This window comes from Maribacter sp. X9, from assembly GCF_048537565.1.
Lineage (GTDB): Bacteria > Bacteroidota > Bacteroidia > Flavobacteriales > Flavobacteriaceae > Maribacter.
Genome location: NZ_CP183215.1, coordinates 3,172,383 through 3,190,373, shown reverse-complemented (window position 1 = coordinate 3,190,373; position 17,991 = coordinate 3,172,383). Strand labels below are relative to the sequence as shown.

Below are 17,991 nucleotides of genomic sequence, written 5' to 3'. Positions count from 1 at the left end.
ACAACAATACAAGAACGTAAGCTTTGTAATAATTCTCAAAATGAACTTTTTTAGCCTGTTCAAATCTTGAATTATACCTTAAAGATAAGGAAAAATTGGATTCGTACGAATTTCTTAAATATTTATTAATCAACAGGTTGTGAACTAGTGTTATTCACATTTGTTCATAAAAAAGCACCGAGTCAGTTTTGACTCGGTGCTTATATCACTATTGGATATGAAAAATTTATCCTCTAACTTCTTTGATTCTGGCTTTCTTACCGGTTAATTCACGGAAGTAGTAGATTCTAGATCTACGAACTTTACCTTTTTTGTTCACCTCTATTTTTTGAAGCGCAGGTAAGTTAATTGGGAAGATACGTTCTACACCAACCGTTCCAGACATTTTACGAATGGTAAACGTTTCCGTAGCACCTGTTCCTCTTCGTTGTATCACTACACCTTTAAAAAACTGTGTTCTGGTTTTTTCACCTTCTTTGATCTCGTAGTATACCGTAATAGTATCTCCTGAAGAAAACTTAGGGAATTCTTTTTTGGTTACGAATTCGTCCTGTACAAATTTTATTAATGATTCCATTGTATTGTTAATTGGAATTAAATTAGAGCAACGTTCACGATTTTCGTCAGAGGTTATTCTAACAGGCTGCAAAATTAATCCTTCTATGATAACCTACAAGTATTTTCTCTTCTTTTTAATTGAAAAACCATAAAATGTTATTCCAATAAATCAGGACGTAACTTTTCGGTGCGTTCGTAGGCTTTGTTTTCACGCCATTCTTCAATTTTCCCAAAGTTACCGCTCAATAAAATATCAGGTACTTTCATGCCTTTATATTCCGCTGGCCTAGTATAGACAGGTGGTGCTAAAAGTCCGTCTTGAAATGTATCCGTTAGGGCAGAGGTTTCATCGTTCAAGACACCTGGTAGTAATCGAATAATAGTATCGCAAAGTACCGCTGCCCCTAACTCACCTCCAGAAAGCACATAATCACCAATGGAAATTTCTTTTGTAATGTAGGCATCCCTAACACGTTGATCCACTCCTTTATAGTGGCCGCAGAGTATAATCATATTTTCAACCATAGAGAGTTGGTTGGCCATTTGTTGCTGCAACGTAGCACCATCTGGGGTCATATAAATGATTTCGTCATAGGAACGCTCAGACTTAAGATGGGCAATACATTTATCGATAGGTTCTATCATCAAAACCATTCCGGCACCACCACCAAATTGATAATCATCTACATTGCGGTATTTGGTATCTGTATAATCCCTAAGATTGTGAAAGTGAACCTCAACCAATCCTTTGTCTATGGCCCTTTTTAAAATAGAGGCTTCGAACGGACTAGTAAGTAATTCTGGTAATACGGTAATGATATCTATTCGCATTTTAAGGGAAGGTATTTTTAATTGGCTGCCCAAAAGTAGTGAAAACAGTGGTAATCCTTTACCCAACCGAGCTGTTCGTATAATTTTTGAGCCGGATTGTCAATCGCCGTTTCTAAGGCAAGACCTTTAAATCCGTTCATTTTACAATAGTCTTGAGCGGTTACCAAAAGATGCTTGCCGATACTTTTATTTCGATGTGATTTCGCTACATATAGGTCGTTTAAAATTAAATAACGTTCTAAAGTTACGGACGAAAACGTGTAATAGAGTTGCGTAAACCCTACGGCGATACCTTCGCTATAGGCAGCGAAAACAATTGATTCATTTTTATGTAATCGATCGCTTAAAAATAGTTTAGCGGCATCGAGGTCAGATTCCATTGTATAGAAAATACGGTAGTCGTTGAAAAGGTTAACGACATCATCGATTTGTGCTGCAGTAATTCTTTTTATTCTTACCATATCAAAAAAAAGCTCCATTGAGGAGCTTTTAGTTATTTTGATTTTTTCTGTTTATTGATTTCGTCCTGAAGCTGCCTACTTATTTTCTGTTCGCGTTCCAAAGCCCTTCTTCTATGATCTTCATACTCTATCTCAAGCTCCGAAAGGTTTTGCTTGGCTTCTTGTGTGAGGATATTGCTATTTCTAAATCGATAGATGAAAAGCCCTAGTAACAGAAATAAACCTCCTATGATAGTCCAAAGAATGAAATTATAGGTTCCTTTTGAAACCGGTATACCAATAAAGGACATGCTGTCTTTTTCTTCTGTTACGGCGGTTAGATTGGTCGTGGTCTCGTCTAATTTTTTATTTAAGGAAGTAATTGTAGTTTCATGTTCGGCTATAGTCGCCTTGAGTTCACCGGTCTTTTTATTCATGGCGTCAAGAGAATCCAAAACATTTTTACGTAATTTAAAAAGATTGGTTTCTTTCACCACTTCGTAGCGAACGCCGTCGGCCCTATAATTTCCAGAACGTTTAGCCACATAATCAAATTGATTACTTATTGGTCCTTCATCCAACGACAATTTATCATCTTCTTCTGTTTCTTCTGTCTCTTGTGCAAATTGTAAGTTAGTGACCAGCAAAAATGCTAGTAAAAATAGTATTCTATAGACTTTCATGTAATAGGTTATTGGATTAAAAATAATGATTTAGAGTTGACTAAAGTAATTTATTAAAGTCAATTAATAAAAAAAAAAGGCCAAAGGTTGTTAGCCTTTATTATGTACGTATGTGAATTAAGAATAGATGTTTTAAACTATATTTTATTGTTGGTGTATTATAGACCTCTATCATATATTTTTAAAACAATGCCCCATGCATTTTAAGTGGTTTTTTAAAGGGTTGTGGTGTTAAAGAACACATAAATTACCCATTCGGCAATCTTTAATAAAAAAGCCTCCTTTTAATGGAGGCTTTTGTAGTACTATATGAGTTTATTATTGGAATATAAGACGGTCTTTCTCGCCATTGGAACCCAGCATGGTAATCACTGTTTTTCCATATCTGGAAATACGCCCAAATGCGTTGTAGGCATCATCAATATTGCCAATTTCGGTATCATCTATCTTAAGGATAACTTTATTGTCCAAACCATATCCTCTGTAGCGTTCAGGTACCCCCACTATTTTTACACCAGTTTTTGTTTTAAATACTTTTTTATCCTGTTCGGTGAGGTTACGTACTTCTAATCCCATTTCAGGAACTACAAGTTCTTGTCGTTCTTTTAAAGTTACCGGTAATTCCATTAATTCGTCATTTCGCTCAATAACTATTTGTAAGGTGTCACCTGGTCGTTTGGTAGATAGGTATCCTGTAAGGTCAGGAAATTTATGGACGTCAATTGCATCTACCTTTTTAATGATATCTCCAACTAAGATTCCCGCTTCTTCCGCAGCGGATTCTTCCTCCACGATCTCTATGAAAACACCGTCTATATTATTGATCCCTCTTTCAATGGCATCTCTGGTATTAACAGGAGCTGGAACGATTCCTATGAAACCCTTTTGAACATTACCGTATTCCAATATATCTTGCACAACCTTTTTCGCAATATTACTCGGAACCGCAAACGAATAACCAACATAAGAACCGGTTTGTGAGGTAATGGCGGTATTGATACCTACCAAATCTCCATTCGTATTCACCAATGCACCTCCTGAATTTCCAGGATTTACGGCAGCATCGGTTTGTATAAAAGATTGATTTTTCCCTAAATTCCTGGCTTTTGCGCTCACAATGCCCGCAGTTACGGTTGAAGTAAGATTAAAAGGATTTCCAACAGCTAATACCCATTCGCCAATTTTAGTGCCGTCAGAATCACCAAAGGCCAAATAAGGTAATTTATCGGCAGCATCTATTTTAATAAGTGCTATGTCAGAATTTGGGTCGGTACCAATAAGTTCTGCGTCATAGGTTCTGTTATTGTTAAGGGTGACTTGAAGTTGGGTCGCATGAGAAATAACATGGTTGTTGGTTACAATATACCCATCTGGTGATATGATTACTCCAGAACCTGTACCTACTTGAGGCACGGCACTGTTACCTGAGCCATAAACGAATAAATCGAAGATACTGGTCGGGCCTTTACTCAAGGTGATATTTTTAACGTGTACTACGGCATTTACCGTATTTTCAGCCGCCATGGTGAAATCTACCTCATTAATTCCCGCCCCTTTGGCAGAAGTAGGAGTATAATTCGTATTAAAAACACCATTACCGCTTTCTTGGGTTACAATCGTGAAGTTCTCTTTTTCAAAAAAAAGTTTATAGGAACCTAACGTTATCGCTCCTGCGAAAACTGAAACAAGAAGAAGGCTTGCTATTCTTTTCATAATCTTTAAAGTTTTAACGTATGGGACGTAAAATTACTTGATTTTATACTTTTTTATACGGGTTTAACTAGTTTTTAACTGCGGATAAAAATTTAATTAAACCTTATATTTGTGGCTAGTTTACTTAAAATGAAAAATACGTTTTATAAATATCAGGGAACTGGAAATGATTTTGTGATGATCGACAATCGCAATGGCCTTTTTCCGAAACAGAATACCGAGTTGGTCGCACACCTATGCCATCGTAGATTCGGTATTGGCGCTGACGGACTGATCCTTTTGGAAAATGACGGGGATTCCGATTTTAAAATGGTGTACTACAACGCCGATGGAAATGAGGGAAGCATGTGTGGTAATGGTGGAAGGTGTATCGTAGCATTTGCCCATTTTTTAGGCTTAATTAAAAATCAAACCACTTTTGTAGCGGTAGATGGCTTGCATGAAGCCACGATAGATGGAGATCTTGTCAGTTTAAAAATGCTCGATGTTCATGAAATAAATGAAAAGCCAAACGCCCTGTTTTTAAATACGGGGTCTCCGCATCACGTTCAATTGGTGGAAAATTTAAAAAACTTTCAAGTGCCAAAGGAAGGAGCACGTCTGCGTTACGGGGTATACGGTGAAAAAGGGAGTAATATAAATTTTGTTGAGGAAAATACGTCCGGTGGCTTCGATATACGCACCTATGAGAGAGGTGTCGAAGATGAAACCTTATCCTGTGGTACGGGAGTTACAGCCGTTGCGCTTGGCATGTACCATTTAGGGAAAACGAAGCAAAGTAAAGTGGCGATTAATGCCTTGGGAGGAAGTTTAGAAGTGTCCTTTGTTGAGAAAAATGGGATGTACAGTGATATCTATTTAAAAGGTGAGGCAAGGCAGGTTTTCAAAGGCGAGGTTTCATGGTAAAACTACACGGAGATCAAATTTATCTTAGGGCTTTGGAGCGGACTGACCTCAATTTCCTGTACGAACTTGAAAACAATCCCGAGGTTTGGGAAATCAGTGGTACGCTCAGTCCATACTCTAAAGATGTTTTGCAACTCTATTTGGATAATGCCCATAGAGATGTATTCGAGGTGAAGCAATTACGTTTGGTAATTTCTTCAAACGAGCATAAAACATTGGGCCTGGTCGACATTTTTGATTTTGACCCTCATCATAAGCGTGCAGGTTTGGGAATCATTGTTTTAGATGAGAAACAGCGCAATAAGGGAATAGGGGCCCAGGCCATTACATTACTCTGTGATTACGTTTTTAACGTGCTGGATTTACGACAGGTGTTTGCCAATATCTTAGAAGAGAATCAGGCAAGTTTACACTTGTTCAAAAAATTGGGATTTATACAAATAGGAATTAAAAAGGATTGGATACGTACCAATGGTTCTTATAAAAATGAAGTTCTATTACAAAAAATAAATTGCTAATGTATATCAAGCGTATTTTATTGGGGATTGTACTTGCGGGTTTAATTGGTGGAGGAATCTTCGCTTACATGGTGTATGCCACCTTCTTTACGCCCAATACAAGTTTCAATAATGAAGAAGCCTTTGTTTATATCCCTACAGATACATCTTTTCAAACACTAGAAACACAATTGGAACCTTTAATAAAGGATATGGGGTCCTTTAAATCGGCCGCTGATAAAAAAGGATACCTGGAGAATATAAAACCTGGAAAATATAGAATAGGGAAAGGAATGAACAATAATGAAATTGTCAACTCCCTACGAAGCGGAAATATTCCGGTAAAAGTGTCCTTTAATAATCAGGAAACGGTACAGGATTTGGCAGGGAGAATTGCAAGTCAAATTGAAGCGGACAGTCTGGGTCTCTTGGCAGCCTTTGAAGATGCCGACTTTTTAAAAAATAACGGATTCAATGACGCAAACAAGCTGTCGCCTTATATTCCCAACAGCTATGAATTTTTTTGGAACACTTCTGCAACCGAATTCCGTGACCGAATGGTGAAGGAATATAAACGATTTTGGACCGATGCGCGTCTTGCAAAGGCAGGAGCCATAGGATTGGAGACCAATGAGGTCATAGCCTTAGCTTCTATAGTTCATAAGGAAACGGCAAAGGTCGACGAACGACCAAGAGTGGCGGGAGTTTATTTAAACCGCTTGAAGAAGAATATGTTATTACAGGCAGATCCCACGGTAATCTATGCGATAAAAAAGAAATCGGGAGACTTTGATACGATTATCAAACGGGTATTGTATAAGGACCTGAATCTAGATTCTCCCTATAATACGTATAAGTACGCCGGCTTACCACCGGGCCCTATCGCTATGCCCGATATTTCGGCCATCGATGCGGTTTTGAATCCTGAAAAGCACAACTATTACTATTTCGTGGCCAATGTTGAAAAATTCGGTTATCATATGTTTGCAGAGAGTTTAACGCAACATAACCGAAATAAAGAGCAGTACATCCGATGGATTAATGCTCAAAAGATCAATAGGTAAGGTTTTTGTCCGAATTTTAGCACATGTTAACTAAATGTGTATTCTTTTAACAGAACCTTCTTAAACTACTATAGTATCAGTTCTATCTTTGTCGCAGAAATTTAAGCAAGCAAAAAGTAGTCGCTATAAGTCTTAAGAAATAACTAATATGAGAAGATGGATATTAATAGTCTGTTGTCCTCTTATCGTGATGTTTATTTTATCTGGTTTTGGATTTAAACCTTTTAAGGTTGAAGTTCCAGAGCTGCTTAAAGTAAAAGAACCTACTGTAGTTTTGTTTCCCCAAGACAAAACTTATTTATCTGATTTCAATCCCCCTTTTATCGGTACTCAATTCATTGGTTTTAAGGAGGCCTTGGCCTTTAAAGAGTCTCAAGGGAATTATTTTGTCATAAATACGTATGGTTATTTGGGCAAATACCAATTTGGTCTAGGCACCCTAGAATTAGTGGGAGTTTACAATGGAGATCATTTTTTAAATGACCCTGTGCTTCAGGAAAAGGTGTTCTACGTTAATATATCCCGTAATAAGTGGATTCTAAGAAAGGACATTGAGCGCTATGTGGGCACCTATATGGGTGGTGTAGAAATCACTGAATCGGGGATATTGGCTGCAGCGCATTTGGCAGGTCCGGGTAACGTGAAATTATACTTAAGATCTCAGGGCCGCATGGATATCAACGATGGTTATGGCACCAGTATATCCAACTACATGAAAAAGTTTTCTGGCTATGATATTTCCATGATTTTGCCAAAGCGAAATCCAAGGATTTAAGAGGTTGATGCGATTATGAAAATGGAAACCTTGGCAATTAGTGTCAAGGTTTTTTTTATGCCTGAAGGATGAAAATAGCAGGTCTTTTATGAAGGTCTACCTTTTCGTTCTTCCAGTTTTGTGCAGTTTTGGTCTTAATGTATTCCGTCGGAAGGGTAATATCTGCCGCAACACAAATACGTGTACTTGGCATCAATGATTTAATGAGCTCTTCAAGCATTTTATTATTGCGGTATGGTGTTTCAATGAATACTTGAGATTGATTTTCTTCTTTAGATTTACGTTCCAGATTTTTTATGTACTTCTTTCGTTCCGCCCCGTCAATTGGAAGATAACCGTTAAAGGCAAAATTCTGACCGTTCATTCCGCTGGCCATCAAGGCCAGTAAAATAGAGGATGGGCCTACCAAAGGTATAACCTGAATATTCTTTTCATGTGCAATTTTTACCACTGCGGCACCTGGATCCGCAATGCCCGGACAACCAGCCTCAGATAGAATTCCTAAATCGATGCCTTGCAGGCAAGGATCTAGAAAACTTGGTATTTCCTGTGGCTCTGTAAATTTGTTGAGTACCGAGAGTTTTAAGGATGGCTGGGATTTTCGAGGACTTATTTTTTTAATAAAATGGCGTGCCGTCTTTTCGTTCTCCACCACATAATGGTCTATTTTTTCAATTGCCTGTTTAATGGATATCGGTAATACCTCTAACGGGGCCATATCGCCTAAGGTAGAAGGAATCAAATAGACATTTCCTGTTTTCCCGTTTTGTACGCTCATGTTTTATTTTTCTAATCGTGCTGCAATTACATCACAGGCTTGGTCTATCATTCGATATACCTTTTCAAAACCATCCCTGGAATCGTAATAGGGGTCAGGTACTTCCTTATCGTCCAAATCGATTTCACTTAACAGCAATCTAACTTTTTCGGTATCTTCTTTAGTTCTCGCCAGCCCGATGATATTGCCATAATTACTTTTATCCATAGCATAGATCAAATCGAATCGGTCAAAATCTGAAGCTGTAAATTTTCTACACCGCTGCTTGCTGATATCGATGCCATTTTCTTGTGCCACTTTAATCGACCTTGGGTCTGGAGGGTTGCCGACATGATAGCTTGCTGTACCGGCCGAATCAACTTTTATGTAGGCCGAGTCGACTTTGCTCTTAAGTATACCTTCGGCCAATGGTGACCTACAGATATTACCCAGGCAAACCATCAACACCTTCATTTGTACAGCTTATTAAGAGAATTTTTTGGTTAGATCATCAATATATTTGCGGAACTGTTTATCGGTCTCCGCAAGATTATCAACGGTTTTACAGGCATGTAGAACAGTAGCGTGATCTCTTTTTCCAATTTGCGACCCAATACTGGCCAATGATGCCTTTGTGAATTTCTTGGCAAAGAACATGGCCAATTGTCTGGCTTGAACAATGTGTCTTTTTCTGGTTTTGGATTGTAATGTGGCCACATCCATTTCGAAATAATCGGACACCACTTTTTGAATATAATCGATAGAAACTTCCCGTTTGGTATTCTTAACGAATTTTTCAACAACCTGTTGGGCCAATTCTATGGTAACTTCTCGTTTATTGAGCGTTGACTGTGCGATCAATGAAATAATGGCCCCTTCAAGCTCCCTAATATTGCTTTTGATATGTTTGGCGACATATTCGATAATGTCTTCGGGAATTTCTACGCCATCCCTATATAGTTTGTTCTTTAAGATGGATATACGTGTCTCGTAATCAGGGCTTTGTAATTCTGCCGATAGTCCCCATTTAAAGCGCGATAAGAGACGTTGCTCAATATCCTGCATATCGACCGGTGCCTTATCGGAGGTAAGGATTACCTGTTTTCCGTTTTGATGTAGATGATTGAAAATATGGAAGAACACATCTTGTGTACCCGACTTTCCAGATAAAAATTGAACATCGTCAATAATCAATACATCGATCAATTGATAGAAATGAATGAAATCATTTCTAGTATTCTTTTTGACCGATTCAATGTATTGCTGTGTAAATTTCTCGGCAGAAATATAGAGAACGGTGCGTTCTGGATATTTATCTTTTATCTCCACCCCAATGGCATGGGCCAAGTGGGTTTTACCCAAACCTACACCCCCAAAAACTAAAAGTGGGTTGAAAGAAGTTCCTCCCGGTTTATTCGCAACGGCCATTCCCGCAGAACGTGCCAATCGGTTAGAATCACCTTCCAAGAAATTATCGAAATTATAGTTCGGGTTTAATTGGGATTCTATTTTAATATTTCTGATTCCAGGGATTACGAACGGATTGCGTAATTCAGGATTTTTAGATTTGATCGGAACATCCATTTCTTGTGCTGACATCGCACCTCTATTTGAACTTGGAATTTTCTCCGTGAACGGCTCTTTGTTTCCGTAGGTATTCTCCATCCGGATGATATAGACCAATTTAGCGCTCTCGCCCAATTCTTTGGTAAGGGCAACCTTCAAGAGTTTGACATAATGCTCTTCTAGCCACTCGTAAAAAAATTTACTGGGTACTTGTATGCTTAGCGCATTGTCAGCTAACTTAATTGGTTTGATAGGCTCAAACCAAGTTTTGAATGCCTGCGGTTGGATATTATCCTGAATAAATATCAAACAATTTTTCCATACGGAATTAGCATTCAAGGTCATAATATATTCTATGCGTTTTAAAGATTAGCTTATAGCCAAAGAAAATCGAAAAAATACCAATCTACGTTATCATTCAACTTGGGCAAATATGTGAACAAAATATCTAAAAAAAAAATGCATACCCATTGAATCTTACCTTTTTTTTTCTCATGTTCGCACACTCTTGGGGGAGCTTTTAAATATATACTTTTTACTTTAAAAAAATGCGTACAAATCAAATTTCTTTTAGAATAAGATACGGAGAAACCGATCAGATGGGTGTGGTCTATCATGGCAATTATGCCCAATATTTAGAGATGGCACGGGTCGAGTGGTTACGTGATTTAGGAATTTCCTATAAGCAAATGGAGGAGGAGGGAGTTATGCTTCCGGTAATAAGTTTATCGATACAATACGTGAAGCCCGCTTTGTATGATGACTTGATTACGGTAAAAGTATTTTTGAAAAAGAAGCCCGCTGTTCGGATCGAGTTCGACTATGAGATAACCAATGAGGCAGGTGAGTTGTTGGCCACTGCCAATACCGTTTTGGTTTTTATGGATATGAAACGAAAACGCCCCATGCAATGTCCAGCGATTCTTCTGGAGAAATTGGAGTTTTAAGGGGTTTTAAAAGTTAGCGTTCTTCCTCTATTATTTCCAATTTGTGATGGGCCTTTAAAAGAGCAAGTGTTTTCTTGAAATCACTTTTGGGAACGGAGATTTCAATCTTGCATTTCAAATGGAGTTTTTGTGAAATGATGGTGAGTTGATGCTTTTTTACCAAGCGCATGACCGTATCCAATTCTGGATATTCAAAAACAATGCTTAGGTTTTGCTGAAGTATTTTTTCAACGATTTCAGCCTCTTCCAAAGCCAATTTGGCCGTCTCCTTGTAAGCACTTATCAAACCACCAACACCCAGTTTAGTGCCTCCGAAAATCCGAACTACGGCAACCAAAACATTTGTAATATCAAAGGATTGTAACTGTCCGTAAATGGGCATCCCGGCAGAATTGTTCGGTTCGCCATCGTCATTGGCACGGTACAATCTTTCTTCGACCCCCATTTGCCATGCGTAGCAGACATGATTGGCCGTGGGGTATTCTTTTTTCAGTAGTTCGATATGTTCTTTTACCTGATCCTCATCGCTTACCGGAAACACATAGCCATAGAACTTGCTCTTCTTTTCTTTGAGAAGAATGGGCCCTACCGGTTTGTTGATGGTTCGATAACTGTACATCGAAGGAGTTTAAGAAATTAACTTACAAAAGGTTTGAAATAGTATCCCCCAAAGCTACCAAAACAATACTAATGATGGCAAGGCCAATTCCTAGCCAATTTTTTAGGGAAAGTATCTCTTTGAACAAAACGATACCGAGCAGTGTGGATAACATGACGATGGCCACATTATTGATGGTGAATACGGATGCACTGGTTAACATAGGATGCTGTAAAGCTTTCAATAGAAAGTAGATGGAAAAATAATTGGGTACGCCCAAGCAGATACCACCTAGTACATTCCTAAAATTAATTCCCATCGGTTTTTTAATCGATTTTGTTAAAATGAAGATTCCACCTAACACGGCCGCGGATGCGAATACGGTGGCCGAAAACAGCGCATATTCGTCTTCTTGCATGTAAAATTCCTGAAAGTATTTAATACTGGTATCGATAAGCCCGGATCCTAGAAACGCCAACAGCGGTAATAAAAAAGCCCATTTCTTGGCCTTTATTTTCCTCTCTTTGAGCGATGCAAAATAGACAGCGAACAAAGCCAGGATAATTCCAATGACTTCCAATAGGGTCAATGCTTCATTGTACAGATAAACCCCGGACAGAACGGGAATCACTAATGACATTTTTGTAGCCACAGAGGCCACGGATACCCCTAATTTTTGAGAGGTGGCCGCTATCAAACTGAAAATGAGAATGAACAGTAGTCCTAAGGCCACTGCTCCCGGAAACCAGCTCTTTTGTGGAATTTCAACCAAAATCAGCGGTGCGTCGTAGTACAATAGTCCTACGGTACAGGCCGTGATGTAGTTAACGATGATGGCATACAGGGTCTGCACCTTATAGATACCGAAAAGTTTAAATACAACGAAAATAAGACTGGAGGCGAGAACGCTCAGGAACAGGTAGACCATTTACAAATGCGTTTTTAATTCGATAATATCCTGTGATCCTACCTGTAAATTCCATACTCGGATGCCCAATGCCGCCGCACTATCGGTATTTTCTTTGGTGTCGTCAATAAAAAATGATTCCTTTGGATGCAACCCGTTCTCTTCCAAAACAAACTCATAGATATCGGCATTAGGCTTGCGCATCTTGATTTCGTGGGATAGGTAAAATCTCTCAAAGCAGTTTTGAAAACGTTGGTAATGCTCCATGCCCATAGATTCCTTAACCTGTTGGATATGCAGGTCGTTCGTATTGCTGAGCAAAAACAACCGATAGGTATCTTCCTTTTTCAAGGCTTCGATGAAGTCCAGGCGATATGCAGGAAAGTCTAGAATGATGGAATTCCAGGCTGCCTTTATCCGTTCTTGGGTAGCATTAGGAAAGAGTGCTTGCATTTCTCTTAAAAAATCTGCCGATTCCACCAATCCCATCTCATAACTTTTGGCAAATTGGTCTAGCGCCGGCGTCATTTGGGTAAGCCCAAATTTAGCCATTTCCCTAAATGGGGCCTGCTTGTCTAAATTGATGAAGATATCCCCAAAGTCAAATACGATGTTCTTGATCATGGCGTAAGTACGGTTAGTTGGTCCGTCAAAATGGAATATTGGTTTTGTATGGTACCGGTAATTCGCGGGGCCTTGAGCCCTTTTCCAAAAGTAGTGGAGCCTTTAAAAATTCGGGCTTCGTCCCAAAGTCCACTTTCGATAAAACATTCCAAGGTTCGGGCTCCACCTTCGATGATGACACTTTGTATTTGTTCTTCAAATAGGATTTGACAAAGCTGTTGAGGCACATTTTTTTTAAAATCAAGTAATCGATAGGTGATGCCCTCTTGGTACTGATGTTCATCATTAATATCCGTACAAACTAGGGTAGGTTGTGTGCCGTCAAAGACATGACAGTGATGCGGAATTTTTAAGCTTCGGTCCAGGACAATACGTTTGGGGGGTCGGCCATCCCAATTGCGCAAGTTCAGTTGAGGATTGTCGGCCAGAACTGTACTCGTTCCTACTAGAATACCCTGTTCCTCACTGCGCCATTTGTGCACCAATTGGCGAGACTTGGGATTGGTAATCCAATATGGTTCCTTGGTCTCACCGCGTTTGGTTGGTTCTGGGGCTAAGAATCCGTCGAAGGTTTCGGCCCATTTTAAAATTAGGTAAGGTCTTTTTTTGGTGTGGAAGGTGAGAAAGCGTTTGTGATGTTCGGCACAAGCTTTTTCCAAAGTGCCCACCGTAACTTGGCATCCGACTTCCTCCAATTTTTGAATACCTTTTCCCGCAACTTTTTCGTGGGGATCTCGTAAACCAACGACCACTTTAGGTATTTTGTGTTTGATGATCAAATCGGCACAAGGCGGTGTTTTACCATAGTGCGAACAGGGTTCCAAGGTTACGTACAAAGTGGACGATTTTAAAAGTGAGGGTTCCTTTACCGATGCAATGGCGTTTACTTCTGCGTGCGGACCGCCAAAAGGGCTGGTAAAGCCTTCCCCGATGATTTTAGAATCATATACGATTACGGCGCCCACCATGGGGTTGGGAGCGGTCTGGCCCAAGCCGTTTTTGGCGATTTGAATTGCCCGGTGCATGAATTTTTCATCGGTGGTGAACAAATCCAAATCGGCCTCAGGGGTAAAATTGAAATCGGGATTTTTATTGGACATCAAACTTTAGCTTTTTACGCATAACACGTATCTTCACGCTTCAAAAATAGCACTTTAAAACCTATTGCATCATCGGTATGGAAAATGTAATCATTCGTGAAATCAAAAAGGAGGATAACCCTCAAGTTGCGGAAGTGATACGTAAAGTTTTGGTAGACCTGGGTGTTCCCAAAGTGGGTACCGCTTATGCCGATAAAGCCTTGGACCATATGTTCGAGCATTATGACCGGCCCAAGGCTACTTATTTTGTGGTGGAGGAAAATGGGGAGATTTTAGGATGTGCCGGTGTGGCCCAATTGGATAATTACGGGGGGAACATTTGTGAGCTTCAAAAAATGTACTTTTTAGAAGCCGCTAGGGGCAAAGGCATGGGTAAGGAAATGATTACGGTTTGTTTAGACCGTGCCAAGGAATATGGTTTTGACGGCTGCTATCTGGAGACCATGCCGTATATGGAGGCCGCCCAGAAACTATACCGAAAAATGGGGTTTGAATATATTGATGCCCCTATGGGCGATACGGGACACTATTCTTGTCCGGTTTGGATGCTTAAAACCTTATAAACGTGCTGTTACGGGAAATCAAGAACATATTTCACCAAGAATTGGACGTCCTCTACGGTAAAGAAGAGGTCTCTAGTTTTTTCTATTTGCTTATTGAACACTATTTTTATTTGCAGCGCTTTATATTGGCCATACAACCCGATCTAGTGATAGACAAGGAGCAGGAAACCCAAATATTTAAGGCGTTGGCCGATTTGAAACTCGAAAAACCCGTTCAGTATATTACAGGTAACGCTACCTTTATGGAGCTGGATTTTAAAGTGAACGAACATGTCTTGATTCCAAGACCGGAAACCGAAGAATTGGTACGCTGGATACTGGACGATGTAAAAACGAGGAAAGAACCCTTGACCGTATTGGATATGGGAACGGGGAGTGGTTGTATTCCCATTTCCTTGGCCAAATATCTGGAGCAGGTAGAGGTACAGGCCTTGGATATTTCCAAGGAAGCCTTGGAAGTGGCACGGGAAAATGCCAAGACCCATGGGGCGCAGGTCGATTTTTTTCAAGCCGACATCTTGAACTTGGATTTTTCATCGGAAAAGGGGCGAAGCAAAAGTCTTAAAGCTACATACGATATCATTGTTTCTAATCCACCTTATGTAAGGGAGTTAGAAAAAAAAGAAATGAGGAATAATGTGTTGAAGAACGAACCCAACATCGCCTTGTTCGTGCCCGATGAAGACCCCCTTAAATTTTATAGGGCCATTGTAAATTTTGCTTCGGAGCGTTTAAATGCAAAAGGGGTCTTATATTTGGAAATCAACCAATATTTGGGAAAGGAGATGATGCACTTACTAGCTGCTTCCCATTTTGAGCCAATTGAATTACGAAAAGATATGTTCGGCAATGACCGAATGCTAAAAGGAATAAAATCATGAAAAGTATCGTCGTTTTTTGTGGAAGTAGTTCGGGTACCGATCTGCAGTACGCCAAAGATGCCTATCAGCTGGGCGTTACTTTGGTTGAAAAAGGAATTCAGTTGGTGTACGGAGGGGCCAAGATTGGAATTATGGGCCAAGTGGCTGCCGGAGTGCTTAAAAATGGCGGAAAGGCGATCGGAGTCATTCCCGGGTTCCTTAAAAAGAAAGAAGTCTTTCATGAAGGCCTAACGGAGTTGATCATCACCCAAAACATGCACGACCGTAAATTAAAGATGCATGAACTTTCGGATGGTATTCTCATGCTTCCCGGAGGTTTTGGAACGCTTGAGGAATTCTTTGAAATGTTGACCTGGTCTCAATTGGGCCTGCATCAACATCCTATCGGAATTTTAAATACCCATGGGTTTTATGACCCCCTATTGGAAATGATGCAGCAGATGGTGGCCAAAGGATTTGTGAAAAATGAACATATGGAGTCCATTCTGGTCGATACAGATATAACACAACTTTTAGAAAAAATGGAACGGTACCAACCCTTACCGGTTCCCAAATGGATACAAAAAGAGCAACTATAAAACCTATGGAAGCGAGAATACAGGAACTTAGGAAGGCCCTCCGCGAGCATAATTACAATTATTATGTCTTGGACAATCCCACCATATCCGATTTTGAATTTGATAACTTGCTCAAGGAGCTGCAGGAACTGGAAGCCAAATATCCGGAGTTTTACGATGCCAATTCACCCACGTTGCGGGTGGGCGGTATGATTACCAAAAACTTTGCGACCGTGGTGCATGAGCACCGTATGTATTCGTTGGACAATTCCTATTCCAAAGAAGATTTGGAAGATTGGGAAAAGCGTATCCAACGTAATTTAGGGGATTTCCCTGTTGAGTTTACCTGTGAGTTAAAATATGATGGAGCTTCCATCAGCATTACCTATGAAAACGGACAGATGGTCAAGGCGGTTACCCGTGGAGATGGCTTTCAGGGGGATGATGTCACGAACAATATTAAAACGATAAAGTCCGTACCGCTTCAATTAAAAGGGGATTATCCGGCCAAATTCGAAATACGTGGAGAAATCGTGCTACCATTTGAGGGGTTTCTCAAAATGAACGAAGAACGGGTGGCCAATGGAGAAGAACCGTATATGAATCCGAGGAATACGGCATCGGGCAGTTTAAAGTTACAGGATAGTAGTTTGGTGGCCCAACGTCCCTTAGAATGTTTGTTGTACGGTATCGTGGGTCGCGATTTGGGAATCAGCACCCAGTTCCAAATGCTGGAAAAGGCTAGGGAATGGGGCTTTAAGGTACCCACCGTGGCTAAGCTTTGCAAGAGTACCGATGAAGTCATGGCCTTTGTGGAGGAGTGGGACGCAAAACGCCATGAATTGCCCTACGAAACGGATGGGGTGGTCGTAAAGGTCAATAGTTTACAAAATCAGGAGGAACTGGGGTATACCGCCAAATCCCCGCGTTGGGCCATGGCCTATAAATTTAAGGCGGAGCAGGTATTCACCACCTTGAACGAAATCACCTATCAAGTAGGACGTACCGGAGCCATTACTCCGGTCGCCAATCTAACCCCGGTATTATTGGCGGGAACTACGGTGAAACGGGCCTCCTTGCATAATGCCGACCAGATTGAAAAATTGGATATTCGGGTGGGCGATACCGTTTTTGTGGAAAAGGGAGGGGAAATCATACCGAAGATCATTGCGGTCGACCTCAGCAAAAGACCGGCAGATTCAGAACCGACGCAGTACATCACCCATTGTCCGGAATGTGGAACAGAACTGACCCGCTCCGAGGGCGATGCCAAACACTACTGTCCCAATCAATATGGGTGTCCGCCACAGATTACCGGTCGCATCCAACATTTTATTTCCCGAAAGGCCATGGATATTGAAGGTTTGGGTGGGGAGACGGTAGAATTGTTGTACAAGGAAGGTTTAATTGCCGATTATGCGGATTTGTACAACCTCACCAAGGCAGACATCCTACCTTTGGAACGTATGGCGGAGAAATCGGCCGAAAACTTGGTGCAAGGGGTGGCAGATTCTATAAAGGTACCGTTTGAACGGGTGCTTTTTGCCTTGGGGATACGATATGTGGGGGAGACAGTAGCCAAAAAACTGGCCAAGGCCTATAAGAACATCAATGCCTTAAAAGAGGCTTCCATGGAGCATTTGACAGCCGTGGATGAAATAGGCGAGCGCATCGCTCAAAGTGTAATCGACTTCTTTGCGAACGAAAAGAATCTTGATGCCATCGAACGCTTACGTTCCCATGGTGTGCAAATGGAGCTTTCCCAAAAAAAGTTACAAAACCAGACCGATACCCTGGCCGGAAAAACCTTTGTGGTTTCCGGGGTTTTTGAACTGATGAGCAGAGACGAATTGAAAAAGAAAATTGAGGACAACGGGGGCAAGGTCGGGTCCTCCATTTCGTCAAAGACCAATTATTTGATCGCGGGGGATAAAATGGGACCAAGCAAACGAACTAAAGCAGAAAGTTTGGACGTACCCATTATCAGCGAACAGGATTTTTTAAACATGATAGACTAAAAAGCA

Annotated in this window: 21 protein-coding genes; 9 read left to right on the top strand and 12 right to left on the bottom strand. The window is 40.5% G+C overall.

Annotated elements, in window-relative coordinates:
- Positions 1 to 226: 226 nt before the first annotated feature.
- The 5 genes from rplS to ACNR9Q_RS13635 all read right to left on the bottom strand — a co-directional run bounded on the left by rplS (position 227) and on the right by ACNR9Q_RS13635 (position 4,225).
- Positions 227 to 577 carry a 50S ribosomal protein L19 gene (rplS, locus tag ACNR9Q_RS13655; RefSeq protein ID WP_419211776.1) on the bottom strand — a complete coding sequence of 117 codons (351 nt, stop codon included), beginning with the start codon at positions 575 to 577 and terminating at the stop codon, positions 227 to 229.
- Positions 578 to 714: 137 nt separating this feature from the next.
- Positions 715 to 1,389: a tRNA (guanosine(37)-N1)-methyltransferase TrmD gene (trmD, locus tag ACNR9Q_RS13650; protein WP_419211775.1), complete on the bottom strand. Its 675-nt coding sequence runs from the start codon at positions 1,387 to 1,389 to the stop codon at positions 715 to 717.
- A 17-nt stretch (positions 1,390 to 1,406) separates the two neighbouring features.
- Positions 1,407 to 1,868, bottom strand: coding sequence for an N-acetyltransferase family protein (locus ACNR9Q_RS13645; protein WP_419211774.1), 462 nt, complete (start codon positions 1,866 to 1,868; stop codon positions 1,407 to 1,409).
- A 14-nt stretch (positions 1,869 to 1,882) separates the two neighbouring features.
- Positions 1,883 to 2,512 (bottom strand): tRNA (guanine-N1)-methyltransferase, encoded by a 630-nt coding sequence (locus ACNR9Q_RS13640; RefSeq protein ID WP_419211773.1) that lies wholly within the window; start codon positions 2,510 to 2,512, stop codon positions 1,883 to 1,885.
- A 318-nt stretch (positions 2,513 to 2,830) separates the two neighbouring features.
- The gene (locus ACNR9Q_RS13635) at positions 2,831 to 4,225 is read right to left on the bottom strand and encodes a S1C family serine protease (protein WP_419211772.1); all 1,395 of its coding nucleotides are present in this window, start codon (positions 4,223 to 4,225) and stop codon (positions 2,831 to 2,833) included.
- A gap of 129 nt (positions 4,226 to 4,354) precedes the next feature.
- On the opposite strand from ACNR9Q_RS13635, the gene dapF reads away from it, so the two are divergent.
- The 4 genes from dapF to ACNR9Q_RS13615 all read left to right on the top strand — a co-directional run bounded on the left by dapF (position 4,355) and on the right by ACNR9Q_RS13615 (position 7,467).
- Complete coding sequence (gene dapF / locus ACNR9Q_RS13630; protein WP_419211771.1) at positions 4,355 to 5,131, top strand: diaminopimelate epimerase; 777 nt, start codon at positions 4,355 to 4,357, stop codon at positions 5,129 to 5,131.
- On the top strand, positions 5,125 to 5,649 hold the full coding sequence (locus ACNR9Q_RS13625; protein WP_419211770.1) for a GNAT family N-acetyltransferase: 525 nt from the start codon (positions 5,125 to 5,127) through the stop codon (positions 5,647 to 5,649). The genes dapF and ACNR9Q_RS13625 overlap by 7 nt, the downstream gene beginning before the upstream one ends.
- A complete protein-coding gene (gene mltG, locus ACNR9Q_RS13620; protein WP_419211769.1) occupies positions 5,649 to 6,692 on the top strand; it encodes an endolytic transglycosylase MltG in 1,044 nt (347 codons plus the stop codon). Before ACNR9Q_RS13625 ends, mltG begins: the two co-directional genes overlap by 1 nt.
- 148 nt (positions 6,693 to 6,840) lie before the next feature.
- Entirely contained in the window at positions 6,841 to 7,467 is a 627-nt protein-coding gene (locus tag ACNR9Q_RS13615) for a hypothetical protein (RefSeq protein WP_419211768.1), read from the top strand.
- A gap of 55 nt (positions 7,468 to 7,522) precedes the next feature.
- On the opposite strand, the gene ACNR9Q_RS13610 is transcribed toward ACNR9Q_RS13615, so the two are convergent.
- Genes ACNR9Q_RS13610 through dnaA form a run of 3 tightly spaced genes read right to left on the bottom strand, consistent with a single transcriptional unit; the run spans position 7,523 to position 10,135 of the window.
- The gene (locus ACNR9Q_RS13610) at positions 7,523 to 8,245 is read right to left on the bottom strand and encodes an SAM-dependent methyltransferase (RefSeq protein WP_419211767.1); all 723 of its coding nucleotides are present in this window, start codon (positions 8,243 to 8,245) and stop codon (positions 7,523 to 7,525) included.
- Between the two features lie 3 nt (positions 8,246 to 8,248).
- Positions 8,249 to 8,698, bottom strand: coding sequence for a low molecular weight protein-tyrosine-phosphatase (locus tag ACNR9Q_RS13605; RefSeq protein ID WP_419211766.1), 450 nt, complete (start codon positions 8,696 to 8,698; stop codon positions 8,249 to 8,251).
- A gap of 12 nt (positions 8,699 to 8,710) precedes the next feature.
- Positions 8,711 to 10,135 carry a chromosomal replication initiator protein DnaA gene (gene dnaA, locus ACNR9Q_RS13600; RefSeq protein WP_419211765.1) on the bottom strand — a complete coding sequence of 475 codons (1,425 nt, stop codon included), beginning with the start codon at positions 10,133 to 10,135 and terminating at the stop codon, positions 8,711 to 8,713.
- A 203-nt stretch (positions 10,136 to 10,338) separates the two neighbouring features.
- On the opposite strand from dnaA, the gene ACNR9Q_RS13595 reads away from it, so the two are divergent.
- The gene (locus ACNR9Q_RS13595) at positions 10,339 to 10,737 is read left to right on the top strand and encodes an acyl-CoA thioesterase (protein WP_419211764.1); all 399 of its coding nucleotides are present in this window, start codon (positions 10,339 to 10,341) and stop codon (positions 10,735 to 10,737) included.
- A 13-nt stretch (positions 10,738 to 10,750) separates the two neighbouring features.
- On the opposite strand, the gene ACNR9Q_RS13590 is transcribed toward ACNR9Q_RS13595, so the two are convergent.
- Genes ACNR9Q_RS13590 through ribD form a run of 4 tightly spaced genes read right to left on the bottom strand, consistent with a single transcriptional unit; the run spans position 10,751 to position 13,966 of the window.
- Positions 10,751 to 11,356, bottom strand: a complete 606-nt coding sequence (locus tag ACNR9Q_RS13590; protein ID WP_419211763.1) for an IMPACT family protein — start codon at positions 11,354 to 11,356, stop codon at positions 10,751 to 10,753.
- A gap of 22 nt (positions 11,357 to 11,378) precedes the next feature.
- A complete protein-coding gene (locus ACNR9Q_RS13585) occupies positions 11,379 to 12,263 on the bottom strand; it encodes an EamA/RhaT family transporter (protein ID WP_419211762.1) in 885 nt (294 codons plus the stop codon).
- Positions 12,264 to 12,866, bottom strand: a complete 603-nt coding sequence (locus ACNR9Q_RS13580) for an HAD family hydrolase (protein WP_419211761.1) — start codon at positions 12,864 to 12,866, stop codon at positions 12,264 to 12,266.
- A complete protein-coding gene (ribD, locus tag ACNR9Q_RS13575) occupies positions 12,863 to 13,966 on the bottom strand; it encodes a bifunctional diaminohydroxyphosphoribosylaminopyrimidine deaminase/5-amino-6-(5-phosphoribosylamino)uracil reductase RibD (RefSeq protein ID WP_419211760.1) in 1,104 nt (367 codons plus the stop codon). Before ribD ends, ACNR9Q_RS13580 begins: the two co-directional genes overlap by 4 nt.
- A 77-nt stretch (positions 13,967 to 14,043) precedes the next feature.
- Between ribD and ACNR9Q_RS13570 the strand changes: the two genes are divergently transcribed.
- The 4 genes from ACNR9Q_RS13570 to ligA are packed head-to-tail and all read left to right on the top strand — an operon-like array spanning position 14,044 to position 17,985.
- Positions 14,044 to 14,529 (top strand): GNAT family N-acetyltransferase, encoded by a 486-nt coding sequence (locus ACNR9Q_RS13570; RefSeq protein WP_419211759.1) that lies wholly within the window; start codon positions 14,044 to 14,046, stop codon positions 14,527 to 14,529.
- Positions 14,530 to 14,531: 2 nt separating this feature from the next.
- Positions 14,532 to 15,410 carry a peptide chain release factor N(5)-glutamine methyltransferase gene (gene prmC / locus ACNR9Q_RS13565; RefSeq protein WP_419211758.1) on the top strand — a complete coding sequence of 293 codons (879 nt, stop codon included), beginning with the start codon at positions 14,532 to 14,534 and terminating at the stop codon, positions 15,408 to 15,410.
- Positions 15,407 to 15,988 (top strand): TIGR00730 family Rossman fold protein, encoded by a 582-nt coding sequence (locus ACNR9Q_RS13560; RefSeq protein WP_419211757.1) that lies wholly within the window; start codon positions 15,407 to 15,409, stop codon positions 15,986 to 15,988. Before prmC ends, ACNR9Q_RS13560 begins: the two co-directional genes overlap by 4 nt.
- Positions 15,964 to 17,985: an NAD-dependent DNA ligase LigA gene (gene ligA / locus ACNR9Q_RS13555; protein ID WP_419211756.1), complete on the top strand. Its 2,022-nt coding sequence runs from the start codon at positions 15,964 to 15,966 to the stop codon at positions 17,983 to 17,985. The genes ACNR9Q_RS13560 and ligA overlap by 25 nt, the downstream gene beginning before the upstream one ends.
- The last annotated feature ends 6 nt before the right edge of the window (positions 17,986 to 17,991 follow it).